The organism is Streptomyces sp. NPDC051662 (assembly GCF_040681655.1).
Taxonomy (GTDB): Bacteria; Actinomycetota; Actinomycetes; order Streptomycetales; family Streptomycetaceae; genus Streptomyces.
Genome location: NZ_JBFAZD010000001.1, coordinates 544,605 through 568,602, shown reverse-complemented (window position 1 = coordinate 568,602; position 23,998 = coordinate 544,605). Strand labels below are relative to the sequence as shown.

Annotated in this window: 22 protein-coding genes; 6 read left to right on the top strand and 16 right to left on the bottom strand. The window is 71.9% G+C overall.

Annotated elements, in window-relative coordinates; translation table 11 throughout:
- Positions 1–32 precede the first annotated feature (32 nt).
- The 3 genes from AB0M67_RS02455 to AB0M67_RS02445 form a co-directional block, all read right to left on the bottom strand.
- Complete coding sequence (locus tag AB0M67_RS02455) at positions 33–1,331, bottom strand: ribonuclease D (protein WP_365741718.1); 1,299 nt, start codon at positions 1,329–1,331, stop codon at positions 33–35.
- Positions 1,332–1,407: 76 nt separating this feature from the next.
- Positions 1,408–2,067: a response regulator transcription factor gene (locus tag AB0M67_RS02450; protein ID WP_030350743.1), complete on the bottom strand. Its 660-nt coding sequence runs from the start codon at positions 2,065–2,067 to the stop codon at positions 1,408–1,410.
- A 242-nt stretch (positions 2,068–2,309) separates the two neighbouring features.
- The gene (locus AB0M67_RS02445) at positions 2,310–2,999 is read right to left on the bottom strand and encodes a DUF3000 domain-containing protein (RefSeq protein WP_365741717.1); all 690 of its coding nucleotides are present in this window, start codon (positions 2,997–2,999) and stop codon (positions 2,310–2,312) included.
- 148 nt (positions 3,000–3,147) lie between these two features.
- On the opposite strand from AB0M67_RS02445, the gene hemE reads away from it, so the two are divergent.
- The gene (gene hemE, locus AB0M67_RS02440) at positions 3,148–4,155 is read left to right on the top strand and encodes a uroporphyrinogen decarboxylase (RefSeq protein ID WP_365741855.1); all 1,008 of its coding nucleotides are present in this window, start codon (positions 3,148–3,150) and stop codon (positions 4,153–4,155) included.
- 11 nt (positions 4,156–4,166) lie between these two features.
- Here hemE and AB0M67_RS02435 read toward each other — a convergent pair whose 3' ends face one another.
- On the bottom strand, positions 4,167–5,546 hold the full coding sequence (locus AB0M67_RS02435) for an FAD-dependent oxidoreductase (protein WP_365741715.1): 1,380 nt from the start codon (positions 5,544–5,546) through the stop codon (positions 4,167–4,169).
- 57 nt (positions 5,547–5,603) lie between these two features.
- Complete coding sequence (locus AB0M67_RS02430; protein WP_365741714.1) at positions 5,604–6,596, bottom strand: DUF4349 domain-containing protein; 993 nt, start codon at positions 6,594–6,596, stop codon at positions 5,604–5,606.
- A gap of 143 nt (positions 6,597–6,739) precedes the next feature.
- Here AB0M67_RS02430 and hemG point away from each other — a divergent pair, with 143 nt between their 5' ends.
- Both hemG and hemQ read left to right on the top strand, forming a co-directional pair.
- Positions 6,740–8,194 (top strand): protoporphyrinogen oxidase, encoded by a 1,455-nt coding sequence (gene hemG / locus AB0M67_RS02425; RefSeq protein ID WP_365741712.1) that lies wholly within the window; start codon positions 6,740–6,742, stop codon positions 8,192–8,194.
- 4 nt (positions 8,195–8,198) lie between these two features.
- The gene (hemQ, locus tag AB0M67_RS02420) at positions 8,199–8,915 is read left to right on the top strand and encodes a hydrogen peroxide-dependent heme synthase (protein ID WP_351409086.1); all 717 of its coding nucleotides are present in this window, start codon (positions 8,199–8,201) and stop codon (positions 8,913–8,915) included.
- A gap of 362 nt (positions 8,916–9,277) precedes the next feature.
- Here hemQ and AB0M67_RS02415 read toward each other — a convergent pair whose 3' ends face one another.
- From AB0M67_RS02415 to AB0M67_RS02390, 6 genes are all read right to left on the bottom strand, one after another.
- Positions 9,278–10,396 carry a SpoIIE family protein phosphatase gene (locus AB0M67_RS02415; protein WP_365741709.1) on the bottom strand — a complete coding sequence of 373 codons (1,119 nt, stop codon included), beginning with the start codon at positions 10,394–10,396 and terminating at the stop codon, positions 9,278–9,280.
- Between the two features lie 132 nt (positions 10,397–10,528).
- The gene (locus tag AB0M67_RS02410; RefSeq protein WP_365741707.1) at positions 10,529–12,163 is read right to left on the bottom strand and encodes an alpha/beta hydrolase; all 1,635 of its coding nucleotides are present in this window, start codon (positions 12,161–12,163) and stop codon (positions 10,529–10,531) included.
- 212 nt (positions 12,164–12,375) lie between these two features.
- A complete protein-coding gene (locus tag AB0M67_RS02405) occupies positions 12,376–13,365 on the bottom strand; it encodes a TIGR04222 domain-containing membrane protein (protein WP_365741705.1) in 990 nt (329 codons plus the stop codon).
- A 6-nt stretch (positions 13,366–13,371) separates the two neighbouring features.
- Entirely contained in the window at positions 13,372–14,694 is a 1,323-nt protein-coding gene (locus tag AB0M67_RS02400) for a DUF692 domain-containing protein (protein ID WP_365741703.1), read from the bottom strand.
- A 158-nt stretch (positions 14,695–14,852) separates the two neighbouring features.
- Positions 14,853–15,632 (bottom strand): DUF4142 domain-containing protein, encoded by a 780-nt coding sequence (locus AB0M67_RS02395; protein WP_365741701.1) that lies wholly within the window; start codon positions 15,630–15,632, stop codon positions 14,853–14,855.
- Between the two features lie 113 nt (positions 15,633–15,745).
- Positions 15,746–16,471 (bottom strand): peptidyl-tRNA hydrolase, encoded by a 726-nt coding sequence (locus tag AB0M67_RS02390; RefSeq protein ID WP_365741699.1) that lies wholly within the window; start codon positions 16,469–16,471, stop codon positions 15,746–15,748.
- A 112-nt stretch (positions 16,472–16,583) separates the two neighbouring features.
- On the opposite strand from AB0M67_RS02390, the gene AB0M67_RS02385 reads away from it, so the two are divergent.
- Positions 16,584–17,261: an AIM24 family protein gene (locus AB0M67_RS02385; protein ID WP_365741697.1), complete on the top strand. Its 678-nt coding sequence runs from the start codon at positions 16,584–16,586 to the stop codon at positions 17,259–17,261.
- A 93-nt stretch (positions 17,262–17,354) separates the two neighbouring features.
- Here AB0M67_RS02385 and AB0M67_RS02380 read toward each other — a convergent pair whose 3' ends face one another.
- The 5 genes from AB0M67_RS02380 to zapE form a co-directional block, all read right to left on the bottom strand.
- The gene (locus tag AB0M67_RS02380; protein ID WP_365741853.1) at positions 17,355–18,116 is read right to left on the bottom strand and encodes a polysaccharide deacetylase family protein; all 762 of its coding nucleotides are present in this window, start codon (positions 18,114–18,116) and stop codon (positions 17,355–17,357) included.
- Positions 18,117–18,306: 190 nt separating this feature from the next.
- On the bottom strand, positions 18,307–19,191 hold the full coding sequence (locus tag AB0M67_RS02375; protein ID WP_365741695.1) for a PPK2 family polyphosphate kinase: 885 nt from the start codon (positions 19,189–19,191) through the stop codon (positions 18,307–18,309).
- 79 nt (positions 19,192–19,270) lie between these two features.
- Complete coding sequence (locus AB0M67_RS02370; protein WP_365741693.1) at positions 19,271–20,644, bottom strand: alkaline phosphatase PhoX; 1,374 nt, start codon at positions 20,642–20,644, stop codon at positions 19,271–19,273.
- 103 nt (positions 20,645–20,747) lie between these two features.
- Complete coding sequence (locus AB0M67_RS02365; RefSeq protein ID WP_249947824.1) at positions 20,748–21,173, bottom strand: OsmC family protein; 426 nt, start codon at positions 21,171–21,173, stop codon at positions 20,748–20,750.
- Between the two features lie 153 nt (positions 21,174–21,326).
- Entirely contained in the window at positions 21,327–22,424 is a 1,098-nt protein-coding gene (gene zapE / locus AB0M67_RS02360; protein ID WP_365741691.1) for a cell division protein ZapE, read from the bottom strand.
- A gap of 37 nt (positions 22,425–22,461) precedes the next feature.
- On the opposite strand from zapE, the gene AB0M67_RS02355 reads away from it, so the two are divergent.
- Together AB0M67_RS02355 and AB0M67_RS02350 are read left to right on the top strand one after the other, a co-directional pair.
- The gene (locus AB0M67_RS02355; RefSeq protein ID WP_365741689.1) at positions 22,462–23,304 is read left to right on the top strand and encodes a pyrimidine reductase family protein; all 843 of its coding nucleotides are present in this window, start codon (positions 22,462–22,464) and stop codon (positions 23,302–23,304) included.
- 154 nt (positions 23,305–23,458) lie between these two features.
- Positions 23,459–23,929, top strand: coding sequence for an indole-3-glycerol phosphate synthase (locus AB0M67_RS02350; protein ID WP_365741687.1), 471 nt, complete (start codon positions 23,459–23,461; stop codon positions 23,927–23,929).
- The last annotated feature ends 69 nt before the right edge of the window (positions 23,930–23,998 follow it).

Below are 23,998 nucleotides of genomic sequence, written 5' to 3'. Positions count from 1 at the left end.
AGGTGCACCGTCGGTCAGGACGACACGGCCGGTCAGTCCGGCACCGACAGCGCGCGCGTCAGCAGCGGCGCCACCTGCTCGACCTGCCAGGCGCGCGCCCCATGCCCCGCGAGCGCGTCCGCGACCTTCTCCACCGTCGGCTCGTGCGGCGGCTCCCAGCACACCCGGCGCACCGTGTCCGGCGTGATCAGGTTCTCCTGCGGCATGTTCAGCCGCTCGGCCAGCTCCGAGACCGCCGCGCGGGCGGCCGACAGCCGGGCCGCGGCCTCCGGGTCCTTGTCCGCCCAGGAGCGCGGCGGCGGCGGCCCCGCCACCTGCTGCCCCGGCTGGGGCAGCTCCGCGTCGGGCAGCGCCCTGGCCCGGTCGACCGCCGCCTGCCACTGCTCCAGCTGCCGGCGTCCCATCCGGTGGCCGAAACCGGTCAGCGCGGTCAGCGCGTGTACGTTCACCGGCAGCGCCAGCGCCGCCTCGATGATCGCGGCGTCGCTCAGCACCTTGCCGGGGGAGACATCACGCCGCTGCGCGACGCGGTCGCGGGTGGTCCACAGCTCCCGTACGACCGCCATCTGGCGGCGGCGGCGCACCTTGTGCATCCCCGACGTACGGCGCCACGGGTCCTTGCGCGGGGGCGGCGGCGGGGCCGAGGCGATCGCGTCGAACTCCTGGTGCGCCCAGTCCAGCTTGGACTGGCGGTCCAGCTCCTTCTCCAGCGCGTCCCGCAGATCGACGAGCAGCTCCACATCGAGCGCGGCGTAGCGCAGCCACGGCTCGGGGAGCGGACGGGTCGACCAGTCGACGGCGGAGTGGCCCTTCTCCAGGGCGTAGCCGAGGACGTTCTCGACCATCGCGCCGAGGCCGACCCGGGGAAAGCCCGCCAGCCGGCCTGCCAGTTCCGTGTCGAACAGCCGGGTGGGCGTCATGCCTATTTCGCGCAGGCAGGGGAGATCCTGGGTCGCCGCGTGCAGGATCCACTCGGTCCCGGCGAGCGCCTCGCCGAGACCGGAGAGATCGGGGCAGCCGACGGGATCGATCAGCGCCGTGCCCGCGCCCTCGCGGCGCAGCTGGACGAGATAGGCGCGCTGACCGTACCGGTAACCGGACGCCCGCTCGGCGTCGACGGCCACGGGGCCGGTGCCCGCGGCGAAGGCCGCGATCACCTCGGCGAGCGCCTCATCGCTGGCGACTACCGGCGGAATGCCCTCGCGGGGCTCCAGCAAGGGGATCGGCGCCGATTCGACGTCGTCCGGGGGCAGCGACATGAGCGGCTGCCGCCCCTGGCCCCCGGTGGTTCGCAGTGCTGGCTCTGCTGCGGTCTCTTGGGCGTCGGTCACCTGTCAAGGGTATCCGTGAACGGAAGGCGCCCGTCGACGGAACGTTCCGTCGACGGGCGGTGGGGGCGAGAAGTGGTCAGTGGATGATTCCGGTACGGAGGGCCACGGCGACCATCCCCGCCCGGTCGCCCGTGCCGAGCTTGCGCGCGATCCGGGCGAGATGGCTCTTGACGGTGAGTGCGGACAGGCCCATCGAGACACCGATGGCCTTGTTGGACTGGCCTTCGGCGACCAGCCTGAGCACCTCGACCTCACGGCCGGAGAGCTCCCGGTAACCGCCCGGGTGGCTCGGGGCCCCCGGAGGGCGGCGGTGCATCCGCTGGCCGGCGCCGATGGGGGCGGCGCCGGGACGGCCCGGGTGGCCGATGTTCGTACGGGTACCGGTGACGACATAGCCCTTGACGCCGCCCGCGAGGGCGTTGCGCACCGCGCCGATGTCATCGGCGGCGGAGAGGGCCAGGCCGTTGGGCCAGCCCGCGGCTCGGGTCTCGGACAGCAGGGTCAGCCCGGAACCGTCGGGCAGATGGACGTCGGCAACGCAGATGTCGCGCGGGTTACCGACGCGGGGGCGGGCCTCCGCGATGGACGACGCCTCGATGACGTCACGTACTCCAAGGGCCCACAAGTGGCGGGTGACGGTGGAGCGGACGCGTGGGTCGGCCACGACGACCATGGCCGTCGGCTTGTTCGGGCGGTAGGCGACCAGGCTTGCGGGCTGCTCTAGGAGAACGGACACCAGGCCTCCTGGGAAGGTGCGGGACGGGGCCGGCTCTGGGGATGAAGCCGGGGCGATCCGTGCTTGAAGGGTCATTGACCTCTTCGGCAGCAATCCCGCCCGCCTTTAGAGAAAGATCACGATTTGGTGAGTAACAATTCGGGCAATTCGGACGGGTGATCGATCATTCCGCGCCGCGCCCCCACGACTCCCCCCATGGCCGGCCCCCGCGCCCCCCGCCCGGGGCGGCGCGGTGAGGGCGGTCAGGACACCTGCGGCCCGCGCCGCTGGGGCAGTGACACCACACCCGCTCCGGCGCCCGGGTCCGCCGCACCCGTGACCGGGCCCGCCGTGGCGGGAGGCAGCCCCGCGATCTGGCAGAGCAGATCGCACCAGGCCGCCAGATGCGCCGCCGTGTCGGGCACCCCGCCCCGGCCCTCGCGCGGAGTCCAGGACGCGCGGATCTCGATCTGGGTGGCGGGTCTGCGTTCGGCGAGACCGCCGAAGTAGTGCGACCCGGCGCGCGTGACCGTGCCGCTGGCCTCCCCGTACGACAGTCCGCGCGCCTCCAGCGCGCCGGTCAGCCAGGACCAGCACACCTCCGGCAGCAGCGGGTCCGCCGCCATCTCCGGTTCCAGCTCCGCCCGTACGAGCGTCACCAGCCGGAACGCGCCCTGCCAGGCGTCATGTCCGGCCGGGTCGTGGAGCAGGATGAGCCGGCCGTCCGCCAGATCGTCGTCGCCGTCGACGACCGCCGCCTCCAGGGCGTACGCGTACGGTGCCAGCCGCTTGGGCGGCGGTGTCGGGTCGACCTCGATCTCGGGACGCAGCCGCGCCGTTCGCAGTGCTTCGACCGCCGAACGGAACGTGGCCGGACCGGAATCCCCCTCCGCGCCCCCCGTTCCCTCGGTGCCGTTGGAATGATCGGAAAACTGTCCCTGAGCCGCAGCCATGCGGGGAAGAGTAGGCGGAACGCGCGCCTCGCGCAGGGAAGGACACCCGGGCCGGGGCAGCGGCTTCCCCGTACATGCGAAGATTCTGGTCGTGAGCGCCATTGACCGCCCCCCGGGCCAGCAGACGAAGCCGTACGAATCGCCCTTTATGAAGGCGTGCAGGCGTGAACCGGTGCCGCACACACCGGTCTGGTTCATGCGACAGGCGGGGCGCTCGCTGCCGGAGTATCTGAAGGTCCGTGAGGGGATTCCGATGCTGGAGTCCTGCATGCGTCCCGAGCTGGTCACCGAGATCACCCTCCAGCCGGTACGACGCCACAAGGTCGACGCCGCGATCTACTTCAGCGACATCGTCGTCCCCCTCAAGGCCATCGGCCTCGACCTCGACATCAAGCCCGGGATCGGCCCCGTCGTCGCCGAGCCGATCCGGACCCGCGCCGATCTCGCCCGGCTGCGCGATCTCACCCCGGACGACGTCTCGTATGTCACCGAGGCGATCGGCATGCTCACCGGCGAGCTGGGCGCCACCCCGCTCATCGGCTTCGCGGGCGCGCCGTTCACGCTCGCCAGCTATCTCGTGGAGGGCGGCCCGTCCCGCAACCACGAGCACACCAAGGCGATGATGTACGGCGACCCGGAGCTGTGGGCCGATCTGCTGGACCGGCTCGCGGACATCACCTCCGTCTTCCTCAAGGTGCAGATCGAGGCGGGCGCGAGCGCCGTACAGCTCTTCGACTCATGGGTGGGCGCCCTGGCCCCGGCCGACTACCGCCATTCCGTCCTGCCCGCCTCGGCGAAGGTCTTCGACGCCATCGCCCCGTACGACGTCCCGCGCATCCACTTCGGGGTCGGGACGGGCGAACTGCTCGGTCTGATGGGCGAGGCGGGCGCGGATGTCGTCGGCGTCGACTGGCGGGTCCCGCTGGACGAGGCGGCCCGCCGGGTCGGCCCGGGCAAGGCGCTCCAGGGCAACCTCGACCCGGCCGTGCTCTTCGCCCCGACGGCGGCGGTGGAGACCAAGACCCGCGAGGTACTGGACGCGGCGGCCGGTCTGGAGGGCCATGTCTTCAATCTGGGCCATGGTGTGCTGCCGACCATGGACCCGGACGCGCTGACCCGGCTCGTGGAGTACGTCCACACCCAGACCGCCCGCTGAGTGTTTGTGAGCTATAGCCCCGCCGTCCGTACCGTTGTCGTCGCCTTGCGCGCGGCGACCAGCACCGGGTCCCAGACCGGGGAGAACGGCGGGGCGTAGCCCAGGTCCAGGGTGGTCATCGCCTCCACCGTCATCCCGGCCGTCAGCGCCACCGCCGCGATGTCCACCCGCTTCGCCGCGCCCTCGCGGCCGACGATCTGCGTGCCCAGCAGCCGGCCCGTACGGCGCTCCGCGAGCATCTTCACCGTCATGAAGGCGGCGCCGGGGTAGTAACCGGCGCTGTTGGTGGACTCGATGGTCGCGGTGACGAACTGGAGGCCCGCCCGGCGAGCGTCCTTCTCCCGCAGCCCGGTCCTGGCGATCTCCAGATCGCAGACCTTGCTGACGGCCGTGCCGACCACCCCGGGGAAGACGGCGTAGCCGCCGCCGACGTTCGCGCCGATGATCTGGCCGTGCTTGTTCGCGTGAGTGCCCAGCGCGATATGCCGGGTCGAGCCCGACACCAGGTCGCGGACTTCCACGCAGTCCCCGCCCGCCCAGATGTTCTCGTGGCCGCGCACCCGCATCGCCAGATCGGTGAGCAGCCCGCTGTGCGGCCCGAGGGGCAGCCCCGCCGCGCGGGCGAGCGTGGTCTCCGGCTCCACACCGATACCGAGGACGACCACATCGGCCGGGTACTCGGCGGCGTCCGTGACCACGGCGCGCACCCGGCCGTCCGCGCCGGTGCGTACGCCGGTGACCGTCGTGCCGCCCACCGTGGTGATGCCCATCCCGTCCATCGCCTCGTGGACCAGCCGGCCCATATCGGGGTCGAGCGTCGCCATCGGCTGGTCCCCGTTGTGGACCACGGTGACCTGATAGCCGCGCTTCAGCAGCGCCTCCGCCATCTCCACCCCGATATAGCCCGCGCCGACGACGACCGCGCGCCCGCCCTTCGTCGCCCCGAGGGTGGTCAGCAGCGCCTGTCCGTCGTCGAGGGTCTGTACGCCGTGCACGCCCGGCGCGTCGATCCCGGGCAGCGCCGGGCGCACCGGGCGGGCGCCCGTCGCGACGACCAGCTTGTCGAAGCCGGTCCAGCTCTCCGTACCGTCGGAGAGATCACGTACGCGCACCCGCTGCCCGGCCACGTCGATCTCCACGGCCTCCGTGCGCATCCGCAGATCGATGGCGCGTGCGCGGTGCTCCTCGGGGGTGCGCGCGATCAGGTCACCGGGCCCGGAGACGTCCCCGCCCACCCAGTAGGGAATGCCGCACGCGGAGTACGAGGTGAAGTGGCCGCGCTCGAACGCGACGATCTCCAGTTCCTCCGGGCCCCTGAGCCTGCGGGCCTGCGACGCGGCGGACATGCCCGCCGCGTCGCCGCCGATGACCACCATGCGTTCCGCCGCCATTGCGCGCCCCTCTCACTCCCGTGTTCTCAGGGGGAACGCTACGCGGGCGTCACGGGATCAGTGCTCGGGTGTCCGCCGGGCGGTCGGCATGTCGGGGGCCGGCGAGGGCTCGTCCCCGGGCGCGTGCGCGGGGGTGGGCCAGGGCGCGGGTACCGGCTCCGGCCCGCGGGGCAGCCGGCTCCGTATCAGCCGCCACAGCACATAGAGCACCGCGAGCACGGCGGCGAACGGCGCCACCGCGCCGACCACCACCCCGATCCACCGCACGGTCGCGGTCAGCGCGTCCCAGCCGCCGCCCAGCGCGTCCAGGAACCCGGGGGTGTCCTCCTCCTTCTTCGTCACCTTCTTGACGGCCGGAGCCTCGGTGAGCTCCAGCGTGATGGTGGCCAGGGACGTACGGTCCTTGAGCGACGCCTGCTGGGCGAGCAGCGACTCCAGAGCCGCCTGACGCGTACTCAACTCGGCTTCCAGCGAGACCACTTCGCTGAGCGTCGTCGCCTGGTCCATCAACTCCCTTACGCGCGCGACGCTCGCCCGCTGCGAGGCGATCCTGCTGTTCACGTCGACCACCTGGTCGGTGACGTCCTTCGCGTCGGCCTTGCGCGCCACCAGCGTGCCGGCGCCCGCCAGTTCGGCGAGGACATCGTCGTACGCGTCCTGCGGCACCCGCAGCACGATGCGCGAGCCGACATGGTCGCCTTGGACCCGCTCGGTGGACTCGTTCTCGACGAGGCCACCGGAGTTCACGGCCGCGGCCCGGGCCGTGGCGAGGGCCTTCTCCGTGTTCTTGACGCGCACGGTGAGTTCGGCGGTGCGGATCACATGCGTACGGGCCGTCGAGGGCCGCTGTGCGGCGTCCGTCCCCTCGCTGCCGGACGCCGGCGCACCGGCGCCCGACGCGGTGTCCGCCGCGTCCGCCTGCCGCTCCTGAACCGGTTTCGCGGCGCTGTCCGCCGCCGATGTCGTGCCACCGCCATCGGAGGCACTGCATCCCGCGAGCGCGAGTGAGACGGTGAGTAGTGCTGCCGCGAACGCCGGCGTCGCACGCATATCGGCCCCCCAGAGACGGTTGAGAAAAGTGTGATGCCCGTTCGACGCGCGAGAGCCGGGCACGGATGCTCGTCCACGGTCCCGAAGCGGTCACGGTCGGGACTCGTTATGGACCGTCCACACCGGTTTGAGAGAGTGGGGGCATGGAGTCGAGCGCGCAGCACGCGGACACGCACACGGGCCATGTCGTCGTCATCGGGGGCGGTATCGCCGGTCTCGCCGCCGCGCACCGGCTGCTGGGCGCCGGGATCCGGGTGACACTGCTGGAGGCCACCGACCGGCTCGGCGGCAAGCTGCGGACCGGCGAGATCGAGGGCGCCCCCGTCGACCTCGGGGCCGAGTCGATGCTCGCCCGGCGGCCCGAGGCCGTTGATCTCGCCGAGGCCGTCGGGCTCGGCGGACTGCTCCAGCCGCCCACCGCCACCACCGCGTCGGTGTGGACGCGCGGGGAGCTGCGCCCCATGCCCAAGGGCCATGTGATGGGGGTGCCGGGCGACCCCGCCGCCCTCGCCGGGCTGCTCTCCGACGAAGGGCTCGCCAGAATCGCCCGCGAACCCGAACTGCCGCCCACCGAGGTCGGCGACGATGTCTCGGTCGGCGAGTACGTCGCCGAGCGGCTCGGCCGCGAGGTCGTCGACCGGCTGGTGGAACCGCTGCTCGGCGGGGTCTACGCGGGCGACGCGTACCGCATCTCCATGAAGGCGGCCGTCCCGCAGCTCTTCGAGCTGGCCCGGACCCATGACTCCCTGCTGGCGGGTGTGCGCGACCTCCAGGCCACGACCGCCGCCGGGCAGCGCGCCGGCGCGGCGCCGGGCGCGGTCTTCGCGGGCATCGCGGGCGGTGTGGGCACCCTGCCCGGCGCGGTCGCGGACGCCGTACGGGCGGGCGGCGGCGAGATCCTTGTCGAGACGCCCGTCCTCGGCCTCCGGCGCACCCCCGACAGCTGGCTGATCCGTACCGAGCGGGGCGATCTGCCCGCCGACGGCGTGGTGCTCGCCACCCCCGCCTGGTCCGCCTCGGCGCTGCTCTCGGACGAGTCCCCGGCAGCCGCCGCCGAACTCGCCGGGGTCGAGTACGCGTCGATGGCGCTGGTCACGATGGCGTTCCGGCGCGCTGATCTCGGCGCGATGCCCGAGGGCAGCGGCTTCCTCGTACCGCCCGTCGACGGCCGCACGATCAAGGCGTCGACCTTCTCCACCCGGAAGTGGGCGTGGGTCGCGGACGCCGCGCCCGGTCTCTTCGTCCTCCGTACCTCCATCGGGCGGTACGGCGAGGAGGAGCAACTGGAGCGCGAGGACGCCGAACTCGTCGGTGCCTCGCTGCGCGACCTCGGCGACGCGGTCGGGCTCAGCGCGAAGCCGGTGGCCACGGAAGTCACCCGCTGGATCGGCGGTCTGCCGCAGTACCCCGTCGGCCACCAGGCCAGGATCACCCGGGTCCGTGAGGCCGTCGCCAAGCTCCCGGGGCTGCGGCTGTGCGGCGCCGCGTACGACGGCGTCGGTATCCCGGCGTGCGTCGCGTCCGCCCGGCGCGCCGCCGACGAGATCATCGCCACGTCGACCCTGGCGCGGGGCACGGGGCGGGGCGCGGGAGAATAGCCCCATGACTGCTGCACCAGAGAAGACCCCGAACGCGGGCAAGAAGGCCAAGGACCTCAACGAGGTCATCCGCTACACGCTGTGGTCCGTCTTCAAGCTGCGCGATGTGCTGCCCGAGGACCGGACCGGCTTCGCGGACGAGGTCCAGGAGCTGTTCGACCAGCTCGGCGCCAAGGACGTCACCGTACGCGGCACCTACGACGTGTCAGGGCTGCGCGCGGACGCCGACGTCATGATCTGGTGGCACGCGGAGACCGCGGACGAACTCCAGGACGCGTACAACCGCTTCCGGCGCACCCGGTTCGGACGGCGGCTGGAGCCGGTCTGGTCGAACATGGCGCTGCATCGCCCCGCCGAGTTCAACAAGTCGCACGTACCGGCCTTCCTGGCCGACGAGACGCCCCGCGACTATGTGAGCGTCTACCCCTTCGTACGGTCCTACGACTGGTATCTGCTGCCCGACGAGGACCGCCGCAGGATGCTGGCCGACCACGGGAAGATGGCCCGCGGCTACCCCGATGTGCGGGCCAACACGGTTGCCTCGTTCTCGCTCGGCGACTACGAGTGGGTGCTGGCCTTCGAGGCCGACGAGCTCTACCGGATCGTCGACCTGATGCGCCATCTGCGCGGCTCCGAGGCCCGGATGCATGTCCGGGAAGAGGTCCCGTTCTTCACGGGCCGCCGCAAGTCGGTCGCCGACCTCGTGGCGGGACTCGCCTAGGTCCTGTCCGGCCGGCAAGGACCTGACCCCGGCCTCAGGAAACGATGTGGATGTGGTGGAGGGGCCGGCCCGGTGCGGGCCGGCCCGGCCATCCCGCCCGGAAGATCAGACGTTCGGCGGCGGCTTGTGGCCGCTCGCCGGCTCGTCCAGCGACACCGGGTCCGGCTCAGGGTTCCCATCGGCCGCTGATCCGCGGAAACGGAAACGCGGTGACCGCGGGGGAGTTTCTCATTCCTCCCGGTTCCGCTCCGTTCCGCGCCGATCACGGCCGATGGAACCCGAGTTGGTACATGGAACCCGAGTCGGGACGGAGAAGGACACCCCGGGCGAGGCGCCCGGTCATCGAGCAAGGACCAGCGCGGTCATAGGCGCACGATGACCAGCGCGGTGTCGTCGGTGACGCCGTCCGGCGGGAGCAGGTCGGCCAGCAGGGCGTCCGCGAGGGTTTCGGGGTCGGCCGCCCGATGGCGGGCCAGGGAGCGGGCGAGCCGGGCGAGGCCGATGTCGATGTCCTCGCGGCGGCGCTCGATCAGGCCGTCGGTGTACAGCACGAGGACGGAGCCCTCGCTGAAGGACGCGGTGGCCTGGGGGCGGGGAGCGGGTTCGGGGCGGGCGCCCAGCGGGGGGTCGGTGGCCCGGTCCAGGAACTCGACGGTGCCGTCCCCGCGCAGGAGCGCCGGCGGAGGGTGGCCGGCGCTGCTGTAGGTGATGGTGCGGGTGTCCCAGTCGATGAACGCGGTGGCCGCGGTGGTGTTCTCGGCGCCCTCGACGGAGCGGGCGTAGAGCCCGAGGACTTCCAGGGCCCTGGCGGGTCCTTCGGTGGTGCGGGAGGCGGCGCTGAGCGCGCTGCGCAGTTGCCCCATGACCTGGGCGGCGGGCAGACCGTGGCCGACGACATCGCCGACGGCGACCGCGCCGCGGTCACCGTCCAGGTCGACCAGGTCGTACCAGTCACCGCACACCTCCAGCGTGTCGACGGCGGGCCGGTAGCGTGCGGCCGACGGGTGGTTCCCGAGGCAGCGGAGAGTGGGCAGCATCGCCTCTTGCAGACTCAGCGCCACCTCGCGGGCGCGGATGAGTTCGGTGACGTCCTCCACCCGGTGCATCAGCAGCGCCATCCGTCCGTCCGGGCCGAACACGGGCGTGTTGATCATGCTGAAGTACCGCTCGTACCGCGTTCCGGGCCGCTCGGGGTCCTCCCTGTCGTAGCGCTGAAGCTCCATGGTCTCGCGCTCACCTGTCTCCGCCACCCGGCGCAGTGAGGCCACGACGTTACCCACCACGGCGGCGCCGGGGTCGTTCGGACTGTGGGCGAAATCGTCCCCGATATAGCGGCCGACGGCGGCCTGCTCGCGGGTGCGGCCCATCTGCCGCAGGAACTCTTCGTTGACGTCCAGGTAGAGCAGCTGCGGGGTCAGCAGCACCACCGCCCCGGGAAGGGCCTGGAACACCGCTCTGTAGTCGATCTCCGGTTCCGTCACGTCTGTCTCGCCTCGACGTCGCCGATGCTGTGTTTGCTGTGTCCTTCGCCGTGTCTTTCGCCGTGTCTTTCACGATAGGCGCGGGGAGCCGGGGCAGCGACGCGGACCGGGGGCCCGGGCCTCGGTGCCGGCTCAGAGACGAATACCCGGATTGAGCCGTCTGCGCAGTTCGACGAGTCGGTCGGTCGGTCGCGGCGACGCCGGGTCGGGCTCCGCGTGCGGCGCGCAGTCGGCGCCCCGCACCGGCGCCTTGCCGTGCAGCAGGTAGTCCTCCACATAGGCGGTGACGCAGGCGTTGGCGCCGCCCGACACCCCGTGCGTGCCGGCGTCCCGCTCGGTCACCAGGGCCGAACCGGCCAGCCGCTTGTGCAGCTCCACCGCCCCCTCGTACGGCGTCGCCGCGTCCCGCTCCGCGGCCAGGATCAGCGTCGGCGGCAACTGGCCCGGCCAGGTGCGGACTTCGGCCGGCCGACGGCGCGGCGCGGTCCAGTAGGCGCACGGCAGATTCATCCAGGCGTTGTCCCAGGTCTCGAACGGCGCGCGCCGCGCCAGCTCGGTGTTGTCGCGGTCCCACACCGCGAAGTCCGTGGGCCACGGCGCGTCATTGCACTCGACCGCGGTATAGACCGCCCCGGCGTTCTCGCTCTCCGCCGCGGCGGCCGGACGCGGCGAGGCCTGGGCGATCAAAGGCTGCTGATTGCCCTTCAGATACTCGGCGAGGGCCGTCGCGCGCGTCGGCCAGTAGTCGTCGTAGTAGCCGGCCCCGAGCATCGCCGCCTGGAGCTGGCCGGGCCCGACCTTCCCGCCGGCCGGCTTGTGCGCGACTCCCGCGCGCACTCTCTCGTAGCTCTGCGCCACCTGCTCGGCGTCGGTGCCCAGGTGGTACGTCGCGTCATGCTTGGCCACCCAGGTACGGAAGTCCTCCCAGCGCCGCTCGAACGCGACCGACTGGTCGAGGTTGTTGCGGTACCAGATCTGCTCGGGGTCCGGGTTCACGGCGGAGTCGAAGACCATCCGGCCCACGTGCGAGGGGAAGAGCGTCGCGTAGAGCGCGCCGAAGTAGGTCCCGTACGAGGCGCCCATGAAGGTCAGCTTCTGCTCACCGAGCGCCGCGCGCAGCACGTCCAGATCGCGGGCGTTGTTCAGCGAGTTGTAGTGGGGGAGCGCGGCGCCGGCGGCGCGGGCACAGCCCTGCGCGTACGCCTTGGCCTCGGCGATCCGCTCCCGTTTGTATGACGCGGAGGGATGGATGGGGGACTGCGTCGGGGCTTTGACGTGGTCCACCGGATCCTCGCAGGAGAGCGGGGCGGACCGGCCCACTCCGCGAGGGGCGTAGCCGATGAGGTCGTACGCCTCGGCGATCCGCTTCCAGTGGGGCACCTCGGCGGCCATCGGGAAGTACATACCGGAGGCGCCGGGTCCGCCGGGGTTGAAGACCAGCGCGCCCTGCCGCCGCTCCGGACTCCCGCTCGCGGGCACCCGGCTGACGGTGAGGCTGATCATCCTGCCGTCGGGTTCGGTGTAGTCGAGAGGGACCTCGACCGTGCCGCAGACGAGGGGTTCGGGCAGCCGCTCGGCCTCGGGGCAGGCGCCGAAGGTGATGCCGGCGGTGGCGGCGCGCTCGGCGGCGCGGGCGACGCCACGGGCCGCGCTGGTGGTGGCGTGTCCGCCGGTGGTGTCGGCGCCGTCCGCGGGAACGACGACGAGGGCCGACAGGACCACGGAGCCGAGGGTGGTCAACGCCCCGTATTTCGTTACTGCTCTCATCGCGTTCCCTTCCGTGCGTGCGGATCGGAGGGTGATCCGCAGACAGAAGGTCAGCAGAGTGCCGGGGGCGGACAAGCATCCGTACGCGGTGTCGGTCGCAATGACCCCGATGCGTCGTCCGGCCACTCCGAAGGGTCTGAGGAGTGGCCGGACGGTACGGGATGTGCCGCCCGGATCGCACGGACGGCCCGGACCGACGACCGCCCGGAGGCTTACGATCCCCCGCCGCCGCCCCCACAGCCGCCGCCTCCTCCGCCTCCTCCGTCGGAACCTCCGCCTCCTCCGTCGGAACCTCCGCCGCCTCCGTCGGAACCGCTGGAACCGCCGCCTCCGCAGGAGCTCGCGCCACAGCCCGACCCCGAACCGCCGCAGCCCGTCCCCGAGCCCGGCTCGGCGCCGTAGCACCAGGCCACCACGGCCGTGGACAGCTGCTCCGCCGGTGCGAAGTCACGCCCCGGGCGCATCCGCGCGGCGGTGCTCAACTGCCCCCGCAGCTCCGGATCCGGCACCCCCGTCACCCCGTACGCCGCGACCTGGTCCGCGGCCGAGTAAGTGAGCCCCACGACGAAGTCGCGCAGCGCCCGCCGTCCCGCTCGGGTGATCCGCCGCCCGGCGACGGTCGCGCAGACGAACCCCGTGATCATGCCCCCGAACAGGACCGGCAGCAGGGAGAACGCCCACATCCCGCTGGGACCGAACTCCAGGGAACCGAAGGTCACCAGCGCGCCCGCGATGAACGACACGGGCAGGGCGGCGAAGCAGAGCGCCCCCTGAGTGACGCCCCAGGTCCGCCACGGGCGGATCCGCGCGCGCGGCACCACCAGCCCGCGCGCCGCGAGCGCGTCGCCCACCTGCTGCACGGCGGGGGCGCGCATCACCGCGAGCCGCAGCGCGTGCAGGGCGCCACTGGGCGCCATGGCGTGCTCCTGGAGCACCGCCCGCTCCACCGGGTGATGGGCGACCCGCTGGAGTACGGCGACGATGCCGGGGCCGCCGATGGCCAGTCGGCCGTCCGCCCGCATCCCGGCGAGCGCGGCGTCCACGACCCTGCCGGGACCGCCGCCGAGGAACGCGGCCTCCCACACGTCATGGACGGCGGGTGTCCCCGTCACCCCGCCGCGCGACCGGACCACCCCGGCGATCAGCAGGACGGAGGAGACGGCGACCGCGAGAGTGACCGCGGTGAAGAGGAACGTCGTCACCGCCCCTCACCTCCCGGCCAGCGCGGCACGGGCCACACGGAGGAGACGCGTCGCCCGGCGCGGTGGCCTCGCGGCGGCCCGCTCATGCCACCAGAGGGTCAGCCGCCGCCGGGCGGCGGAGTCCTCGGGCCGGCCCTCGAACAGCAGACTCTCGGCGAAGTCGAGCGCGTCACGGCGGTATCCGGCGCGCATGGGCGTGTGCGCGGCGTACGCGAGGAACGCCGGGCGGAAGCCCTTGCCGAGGATCTCCGGCAGCTCGGGGGCGACCTTGGCGACGACCCCGGCGCGTTTGGCGGCGAGGGCGTGGCTCTGCACGCGCAGCCGCCGCGGATCGAACCCCTCGGGTACGGGCGTACCGGCGACCAGCGAGGAGAGCAGGGCGGTCTCACTCAGCGCGAGCCGGCCGCGGGCTGCGTCGGTGTCGCCGGGCTTCCGCTCCTCCGTAGCCCCTGCTCCCGATCCCGACGCCGCTCCCGCCCCCGTACGCGCGGCCGTGGCGCCTGCCGTGATCGTCTCCCGGATCGTGGTGAGCTCGCCGGCCAGCTCCGCCGCGGGCGGGAAATCGTCGTCCCGTTCCAGCAGAACGCCCGGCGGGGCGACCCGGGCGCGCAGCTCGGACAGTACGTCCAGTACCGGTGCGGTGACCGGGTGCGCGTGGGTGTCGTGCCAGACGCCGTCGCGCTCGACCCCGCCCGCGACATGGACGTACGCGATGGCCTCGACCGGCAGTTCGTCCAGGGCCTTCGCGGGGTCCTCGCCCCGGTTCACCTTGTTGGTGTGCAGATTGGCGACATCGATCAGCAGCCGTACGCCCGTGCGCTCGACCAGCTCCGCGAGGAACTGCCCCTCGCTCATCTCCTCGTCCGGCCAGCAGATCAGCGCGGCGATGTTCTCCACGGCGAGCGGCACGGGCAGCGAGTCCTGGGCGATCCGGATGTTCTCGCAGAGCACACGCAGGGCGTCGCGGGTGCGCGGGACCGGCAGCAGATGACCGGCTTCCAGGACGGGGGACGCGGTGAGCGCCCCGCCGGCCCGTACGAACGCGATGTGCTCGGTGACCAGCGGGGAGCCAAGGGCCTCGGCGCGCTCCGCGAGATCCGCGAGCCGCCCCGCGTCCGGACGCTCCGCTCCGCCGAGGCCGAGCGAGACCCCGTGCGGTACGACGGTGACGCCGCGCTCCCGCAGCCGTATCAGCGAGTCGGGCAGATGGCCGGGGCAGAGATTCTCCGCGACGGCCTCGACCCAGTCGACACCGGACAGCGCCTCGACCGTGTCCGCGATCTCCGGGCGCCAGCCGATGCCGATCCCCAGCTGTGGTGTGTCGTTCATGGCTCCCCCTCCTCGGTGTCCGAGGTCCTCCCCTGTCCGCGACGGGCGCGGTCTGGAGGTAATGACCCCGTGGCGCGCCGGTGAATCCGCTGAGGGGGACGTTCAGAGGTTGATTTGAGGTTCCACGCGCGCGGGGCCCGTACGGACCGGACGGATCTCTACGGGTCGGTCCCCGGCGCCGGCCGGTCGGTGTTGATCGCTGTCGGAGCGCCCGGCTGGGTGGAGGGCCGGGAGGTGAAGGTGTCGTTGCCGGTGGGCGCCACGGCGTCCGGCGCGGGCGGCAGGTTCCCGTTCGGGGGCGGCGGTCCGGTCGGGCTGGCCGTCAGGGTGCCCGCCGCCTCGTTGGCGAGCGTGTCGAAGTCGACCATGCCGGTGGCCTCCAGCATCGTGATGTGGTCCAGGACGGTCTGGTTGGCGTCGCTCGCCAGCTGCCGTATCAGCGTGTTCCTGGTGGTGTGCCTGACCTGCGCGATCAGCGCGAAGACCTTGCCGTGGGCATTGCGCAGCAGATTGGCGAATTTCCGCTCGTACTCCTGGCCGGTGGCCGCCGACAGCTCCCTCAGCCAGCCCTGCTGCTGCTCGTTCGGCTGGTTCGGCAGCTCGACCCCGAGCTTCGCCGCGACATCGCGGGCCCGTTTGTCGAGATCGGTGTGGCCGACGACCAGATGGTCACCGCACTCCTTGATCGCCTGGCTGGGGGCGCGTTCGATGGCCTGCTGCCCGGCGGGCAGCTCCCAGAGCCCCGCCAGCCGCACCTTCACCAGAAGATCGCGGTCGGTCGCGGAGAGCGGGCCCCACTGGGTGGCCACACTGGACGCGTTGAGGTTCGCCTGACCGGTGCCGGAGCGGTCGGCGTAGGACCATACGGGGAAGGCCAGGGCCCCGACCGTGACGACCAGTGCCGCGATGATGAGCGCCGTACCGTTGATGCGTCGCAACAATGTGCTGCCTCCCGAACCGAATTCCGACACCGCTGACCCTCCCGCCGGCCTCGCCGGCGGTTCAACCCGCGTCGCGGTACTGGGAGATACGTACGGTCAGGCCGCGGTGTTCAGCTCCGCAGCGCCGGATGATCAGCGACCACGGTGCAGGAGCCGGGCGCGATCTCGGTGAATCCGGCGTCCCGGACCACCGGCAGTCCACTGGCGGTGAGTTCGGGCCAGCGCCGCGCGTCGGAGGTACGTACGGCGAGCGGGAAGCCGGCCTCGCGCCATGCCTTGCGCTCCGTCTCCGACAGCTCCCACCAGGCGAGTTGGGCGCCGTGTCCGGCCTGGGCCATGGCCTTGCCCGCCGACATGTCCAGATCGGGGCTGAGCCAGAGCACGGGCAGCGCCGGATCCGGCGCGGGCGGCTCCTCGGCGTCGGCCAGCTCGGTCCCCGAGACCTGGAGCTTCGCCAGCTCCTTGGGCCAGCCGTCGAGCGGGACGGGCGGGAAGACCCGTACCTCGGCGGTGGACGCCGTCTCCGTCGTGGGCCCCTCGCCCAGGACCGTGAGCCCGGGGAGCGCGGAGGCGCGGCGCCACTCCGCGCCGCGTGCCCTCCGTACCACCTTGCGGATCCGGGCGTCCTGCCAGTCCCGCATGGCCCGCGCCCACTCGCCCTCACCCACCGACCGCTCGTCGGAGAGCATGACGAGCACCGCGCGGGCGGCCGTCTCCAGGGCGTCGGTACGGGCGGGCGGCGCGGCCTTCTCGATCCGGACCACCAGCGGCAGTACGAACTGGGGGGCCTCGTCGGGGGAGGTCCGGTCGGGCACGCCGGCGCCGCTGTCACTCATGTCACTGCTCACCGGTCCAGTCTGCCAGCAGCCCCGGGCCCACTTTCCGGGGCGGATTTCTTGGGCAAACCTTTCATGGCGGAACGGGTGCGTCCGGGTGAGTATGCACGGCATGAAGAGCGATCTCTTTTCCGCCGAGTACCTGGCGCAGCCGGCCGCCGCCCCCGGGATGACGCTGCAGAACGCCAAGTCGATCAAGTACGCCGTCAACGGTGAGATGTACGCACGGCAGGGATCCATGATCGCCTTCCGCGGCGGCCTCCAGTTCGAACGCAAGGGCCAGGGCATCGGCGGCATGCTCAAGCGGGCCGTCACGGGCGAGGGCCTGCCGCTGATGAGCGTCAAGGGCCAGGGCGAGGCGTGGTTCGCGCAGGACGCCGCCAACTGTTTCATCGTCGACATCGAGCAGGGCGACGCGCTCACCATCAACGGGCGCAATGTCCTCTGCTTCGACCCGACCCTCTCGTACGAGATCAAGACGGTGAAGGGCGCCGGGATGACCGGCGGCGGACTCTTCAACAGCCTCTTCACCGGTTACGGGAAGCTCGGCGTCATATGCGAGGGCAACCCCATCGTGATCCCCGTCACGGGCCAGGCCCCGGTGTACGTCGACACCGACGCGATCGTCGGATGGAGCGCGCAGCTCTCCACCTCGCTGCACCGGTCGCAGTCCGTCGGTTCGATGATCCGCGGCGGCTCGGGCGAGGCCGTCCAGCTGATGCTCCAGGGCGAGGGCTTCGTCATCGTCCGGCCGAGCGAGGCCACCCCGCAGAAGGCCGCCGCGCACTGACGATCTCGGTCCGGCACCGCGCACCCCGGTCCGCGCGGACGGCGTGCGCGGGCCGACCGCCGTCCCGCCGGGCCGCGCCCGGGACACGCCCGGTCAGTGGCTCATCAGCTCGGAGACCTTGACGAACCGGTAGCCCTGCTTCCGCAGCTCGGGAACGATCTGCTGCACGGCGTCCTCCGTCACCGGCGCCGCGCTGCGCGTGCAGTGCATCACCACCAGCGACCCGGGCTTCACGCCCTCCAGCACCTGCTGCGCGACCGCGTCCGCGTCTGTGGCGAAGGCGTCGCCGCTGACGACATCCCACTGGACCGCGGTCACCTTCGAGGGCGCCAGCGCCCGGAGCGCCGCGTCGTCGTAGCAGCCGCCCGGGAAGCGGAAGTACGGCACCACATTGCGTGCCCCGGCGTCGCGGAAGGCGGTGAAGGCCCGCTGCACGTCCTCGTTCATCTTCGTCTCGCCCACCCGCGGCAGCCCGTAGCAGTCGGCCGTGAAGGCGAAGTGACTGTAGGAGTGGTTGGCGATCTCGAAGAGCGGGTCCTCGCCGATCGCCTTGGCCTGCGTCGGATACTCCTCGGCCCAGCGGCCCGTCATGAAGACCGTCGAGGGCACCTCCAGCCTGCGCAGCAGGGCGATCAGCGAAGGGTTGTCGAACCGCTCGCCGCGCGCCGCCCGGGTGCCCTGATCCGCCGTCATATCGGCGTCGAAGGTGAGCGCCACGGTCTTGCCCGCGGCCGGGTTCCCGCGCTTGAAGACCGGGGTCAGCCCGCCGGGACCGGGGGCCAGGGTCGGCGGCGCCTTCACCGCCGCGGAATTGGATGTCGCGGCGGCCCGCGCGCCGGTGGAGCCGGAGGTCACGGCCTTGCCGGCGCCGTCGGCGCAACTGGTGAGGGCGGCGCCCAGGACGACAGCGATGGCGAGAATACGTACATATGTGGTCACTCACGGAAAATATATGATGATCGGCCCGGAACGGTCGCACGGCACTCGCCCACGCCGAAGTCGTCCCGTACGGTCATGAGTCGCCCCAGAGGCATCACACCCGGGATCAGCCCGTCTCCAGCAGCTCCCGGCGGCTCTCCTCGACGTCGAAGTCGCCCTCCGGATAAGCCGGGTCCAGTGCCTCCAGATGTTCGAGAAGCAGCGTGCTGATCGCCCAGTTGCGGTACCACTTACGGTCCGCGGGGACCAGGTACCAGGGGGCGGTCGCCGTCGAACAGCGGTTCAGGGCCAGCTCGTAGGCCTCCTGGTAGTCGGGCCACAGGGCGCGGTCCTCGATGTCGGACGGGCTGAACTTCCAGTGCTTGTCCGGGTTGTCGAGCCGGGCCAGGAGACGGTCGCGCTGCTCCTCGTGGCCGAGATGGAGGAAGACCTTCACGATCGTCACGCCGTTGTCGGCGAGCACCTCTTCGAAGCGGTTGATCTGGCCGTAGCGGCGGCCCAGATCGCGCCGGGGGACCAGTTCCCGTACGCGGGCGATCAGGACGTCCTCGTACTGCGAACGGTCGAAGATCCCGATCTCGCCCGGCTGGGGCAGCGCCCGTCTGATCCGCCACAGGAAGGGGTGGCTCCGCTCTTCCGGGGTCGGGGTCTTGAAGGCCCTGACCCGGCAGCCCGCCGGGTTGAAATGGCCGATCACATGCTTGATCGTGCCGCCCTTGCCGCTGGTGTCCATGCCCTGGAGGATCAGCAGCACCCGGCGCCGGTCGCCCGCGGTGCTGGCCGCGTACAGCCGGTCCTGGAGAGCGGCCAGACGCTGCGCCAGCGGAGGGACGGCGGCGAGCGCCGCCGCTTTGTTCTCCGGGCCGCCCGGGGTGGCGCGGGAGTCGTACGAGGAGAGGTCGACGGGCTCGCCCTCGGGGACGCGCAGCAGCTCACGGAGCGGCGGTGGCGGCTGTTTCCGCTGTCCGGCTTCTCTGTCCTTCTTGGCCACTGCGCACCCCTTCGGTCGGCTCCTTAGAGGGTGCGTCGGATCGGAGCGTTCTGCGACCGCTGACGCCGCCGGACAGGCCCTACTCCCGCCAGGGCCCGGTCACCGCGAACGTGGTCCCCGGCGTATAGCAGTTCAGGTACATCGTCGCGCCGTCCGGCGAGAAGGTGACGCCCGCGAACTCGCCCCACTCGGGCTCCTCCGCGGTGGCCGACGGGAGCTCCTGGGCGCCCCGGGCCAGCGCGTACACCTCGCCCTCGCGCGTCACACCGAACACATGCTGGGCGCCCCCGCCGTCCTCGCACACCATCAGGCCGCCGCTCGGCGCGAGGCAGATGTTGTCGGGGGACTCGCCCGGCAGCTGGATGTCCGTGCCGGGGCCGAAGACGACCACCAGCGTGAGCCGGCCCCGCCCCGGCTCGTACTTCCACACCTGCCCGTAGTGGTCCGCCGCCGAGCCCTCCGCGCTGCGCGCGTAGCTCGACACGAAGTACACCGCGCGCCGGCCCCAGTAGCAGCCCTCCAGTTTCTGCGCGTGGGTGATGCCCCCGGGCCCGAAGTCCTGGAGGCGGATCGGGGTCTCCCGGGCCAGCGGGTCCGGTACGGGGACCCACTCCACCCGGTCGAAGGACATGCCCGGTTCCTGGACGGCCGACAGATCGGGCATCCCCGGCACCCGCATGGCCTCCAGGGCGCCGCCCGCACGCAGCGATCCGGTCCCGCCGTGCGGCTTCCGCGGCAGGAAGCGGTAGAAGAGCCCGAACGGCCGGTCGAACGCGTCCTCGGTCTCGTACACGATGCCCGTGCCGGGATCGATCGCGACCGCCTCGTGCTGGAAGCGGCCCATGGCGGTCAGGGGTACGGCTCCGGTACGGCGCGGATCGGCGCCGTCGACCTCGAAGACGAAGCCGTGGTCCTTGGTGTAGCCGTTGGTGCCCGCGCGGTCCTCGGTCTCCTCGCAGGTGAGCCAGGTACCCCAAGGAGTGGGGCCGCCCGCGCAGTTGACGGCGGTTCCGGCGATGGCGACGCGTTCGCCGAGTACGTTGTCGCGGCCGTCCAGCTCCAGTGCTGTACAGCCGCCCTTGCCCATCGGGTCGTAGGTGAGGCCGGGCACGGCCGGGACGGGGATCGGGGCGGTGGCGCGGTTCTCGTGATTGCGGACCAGATGCACCCGGCCACGGCGGCCCGGGAGGGCGGCCATGCCGTCGTGGTTACCGGGGACCGGGCCCTCGCCCGAGCGCAGCGGGTCGCCCTCCCTGGAGAGGACCTTGTAGCGGAAGCCCCGGGGAAGATCGAGCAGCCCGTCCGGGTCGGTGACCAGCGGACCGTAGCCGCGGCGGCCGAGTCCCTGGGCGGCGGCGGTGCCGGAGAAGAGCTCGGAGACGGCTCCGCTGAAGGTGATACCCGCGGCGATGGCGCTGGTGCGGGCGAGGATCTGACGCCGTGTTGCTGACATGAGGCAACTCCCTGTTGGCGGACAGGAGACGTGACCCGCATGTGTGTAGCACGTGTCGTGTGACACGTGAACCATGCGGGTCAGCGCTGCCTCAGGTGTCGCGTCAGACCAGTGACGCGCTCAGCGTGATGGTCGTGCCGGTGAGCGCCTGGCTGACCGGGCAGTTCACCTTGGCGTCCTCGGCCGCCTTCTCGAAGTCCGCGGCGTCCATACCGGGGACCTCGCCCTGAACGGTGAGGTGGATACCGGTGATGCCCGTGCCCGGCTGGAAGGTGACATCGGCCTGGGTGGTCAGCCTGGTCGGCGGTGTGCCGCCCTTCGCGAGACCGTTGGAGAGCGCCATCGAGAAGCAGCTGGAGTGGGCCGCGGCGATCAGCTCCTCCGGGCTGGTCTTGCCGTTCGCCGCCTCCGCGCGGGAGGGCCAGGAGACCGCCTGGTCGGCGATGCCGGAGGAGTCGAAGGTGACGGTGCCCGTGCCCTGGAGGAGGTTGCCCTCCCAGACCGTGTGCGCCTGGCGCGTGGTGGCCATGGTGGAACCCTTCTGCTTGGTCGTGGTGATACGGGTGTGAGTACAGCAGATGCGACGACGCGAGGTGCCAGCGCTTCGAAGTGTCAAGGCTTCGACGTGTGGGGACTCTCGGCCGTGGCGGCCTTACGGCGCCGCGGAGTTACGGCTCCGAACCTACTGGGCGACCAGCCCCTTCGCGTCCCTCGCCAGCGCCGTCAGCCGTGAGATCGCCCGGAAGTATTTCTTCCGGTAGCCGCCGTTCAGCATCTCTTCGCTGAACAGCCGGTCGAAGGGGAGCCCGGAGGCGAGGACGGGCACCTCCCGGTCGTACAGCCGGTCCGCGAGGACGACGAGCCGTAGCGCGGTCGACTGGTCGGGCACGGGCGAGACATCCGTGAGACAGACGGCCCGCACCCCGTCCGTGAGCGCTCCGTACCGGCTCGGATGGACCCGGGAGAGATGTTCGAGCAGCCCGGGGAAGTCGTCCAGGCTGGCGCCCTCGGTCGCGTACGCGGCCCGGGTCACCTCTTCGTCGGAGTACGGGGCGGGAGCGGCGGGCAGTCCGCGGTGCCGGTAGTCCTCGCCGTCGATGCGCAGCGGGCGGAACCGCGCCGACAGGCCCTGGATCTCGCGGAGGAAGTCCGCGGCGGCGAACCGGCCCTCGCCGAGCTTGCCCGGCAGGGTGTTCGAGGTCGCGGCCAGTGCCACGCCCGCGTCGACCAGCTTGCCGAGCAGGGAGGAGACGAGGACGGTGTCGCCCGGATCGTCCAGCTCGAATTCGTCGATGCAGAGCAGCCGATGGCCGCTGAGCGTCCGTACGGTCTCCTGGAAGCCCAGCGCGCCGACCAGATTCGTCAGCTCCACGAAGGTGCCGAAAGCCTTTCGCTCGGGCGCGGCGGGAGTGGCGTGCCAGAGGGACGCCAGCAGATGTGTCTTGCCGACGCCGTAACCGCCGTCCAGATAGACACCGCGCGGTCCGGTGGGCGCCGCGGGCTTTCTGGAGAACCAGCGCCGCTTGCCGTGTCCACCGCCGGCCGGATGCGCCCCGCCGAGCCCCGCCGCGAACGCGCTCAGGACCGAGACCGCCTCGGTCTGGCTGGGCTGCTGGGGGTCGGGTACGTACGTGTCGAACCGTACGGAGTCGAAGCGCGGCGGCGGCACCATCTCCGCGACCAGCCGGTCGGCGGGGACATGTGGCTCACGTGCGCAGAGGGAGAGCGGGGCCGCTTCGGTTATCGACTGACGGCCGGACGCGGTGGTGGAGGACGACACAGTTCGTAACTCTATGCGCCATGCCAGACTGCTTCGCATGCGACGCCTGTTCCCTGTGACCGATCAGACACCCTCCGCCGCGGCTTCCGAAGGGGATTCGGCGGTTGTGTCCGGCGTGGACCGCGACTGGACGCTCGACGAGCTGGCGGACGTCTACGCGTACCCCGTCGGCACGGGCGGCGGCACCGGCGCCGGCAGCGATGCCGACGGTGCCGCGCGGCCCTGGCTGCGCGCCAACATGGTGTCCACGCTGGACGGCGCCGCCCACCACGAGGGCCGTTCGCAGTCCATCTCCTCCGCCGCCGATATGCGCGTCTTCGGCACTCTGCGGGCGCTCGCCGACGCGGTGGTGGTGGGTGCGGAAACGGTTCGCCAGGAGAAATACCGGCCGGCCCGCGCCCGCGAGGCCTTCGCCGGGCGCAGGGCGGCGGCCGGGCAGCGGCCCGCGCCGGTGATCGCCGTGGTCAGCGCGAGTCTGGAGCTGGACTTCTCGCTGCCGCTCTTCACCGCCCCCCTCGTCCCGACGCTGGTGCTGACCGGCGCGGCGGCGCCCGCGGAGCGGATCCGCGCGGCGGAGAAGGCGGGCGTGGAGGTGGTGATCGCCGGGGACGGCGCCGGGGCGGACCCGGAGCGTGTCGTACGCGCCCTGGCGGATCGCGGACTGGTCCGGCTGCTCACCGAGGGCGGACCCCGGCTGCTCGGGCAGTTCGTGGCGGCGGGGCTGCTGGACGAACTCTGTCTGACCGTGTCTCCGATGCTCACTTCGGGGTACGCGCAGCGCATCGCGGGCGGGCCGGCTCCCGCCGTGCCCGAACGGTTCGCGCTGGCGTCGCTGCTGGAGCAGGACGGGTTCCTCTTCACCCGGTACCGGCACGTCTGATCCACCCGCCACCCGCGTGTCTGACAATCAGCGGAATTTGTCGTTCCGGTTAGCTTCCGCTGGGCAGACTTAACCTCAGGGACCCCGTGGGGGCACGGGGAAGGATGGTTTCAGCAGTGGGCCGCACGGCCCTGGAAGAAGAAGGGCGCCCGTCGTGTTCACAAGCGTATTGATGATCGAGAAGCCCCTGTCGTCGGAGGACGTGGAGTTCGTCACCACCCTCCACGGCGACGAGGAGATCTCGTTCGTGGTGCTCATGCAGCCACGTGGCGACCAGGCCGATCTGCTGCTGCGCGCCATCGACGACATCGCGATCGGCGAGCTGCGGGACGCGGCCAGGGAGGACGAGGTGCCGGAGGGCCAGGAGGCCAGACAGCCCGCCGAACTCGCGCTCGAACACTCGCTGGCGCTGCTTCGCGGGCAGGGTTCCGCGGCCACCGGCCAGGTCGTGGAGGAGCATCCGCTCGACCGGCTCAAGGAGGTCGTGGACGAAGCCGGGGCCGACGAGGTGATCGTGCTCACCGAGCCGCACTACGTGGAGGAGTTCTTCCACCGCGACTGGGCGTCCCGGGCGCGGCACAAGGTCGGCGTACCGGTGCTCAAACTCTTCGCACACAGCGAATAAGCTGGCTCCGCTACAGCTGCACGCTGTACCGCGCCCGCATCCTGGGCCCGCCTGCACCTTGGGAGAGAA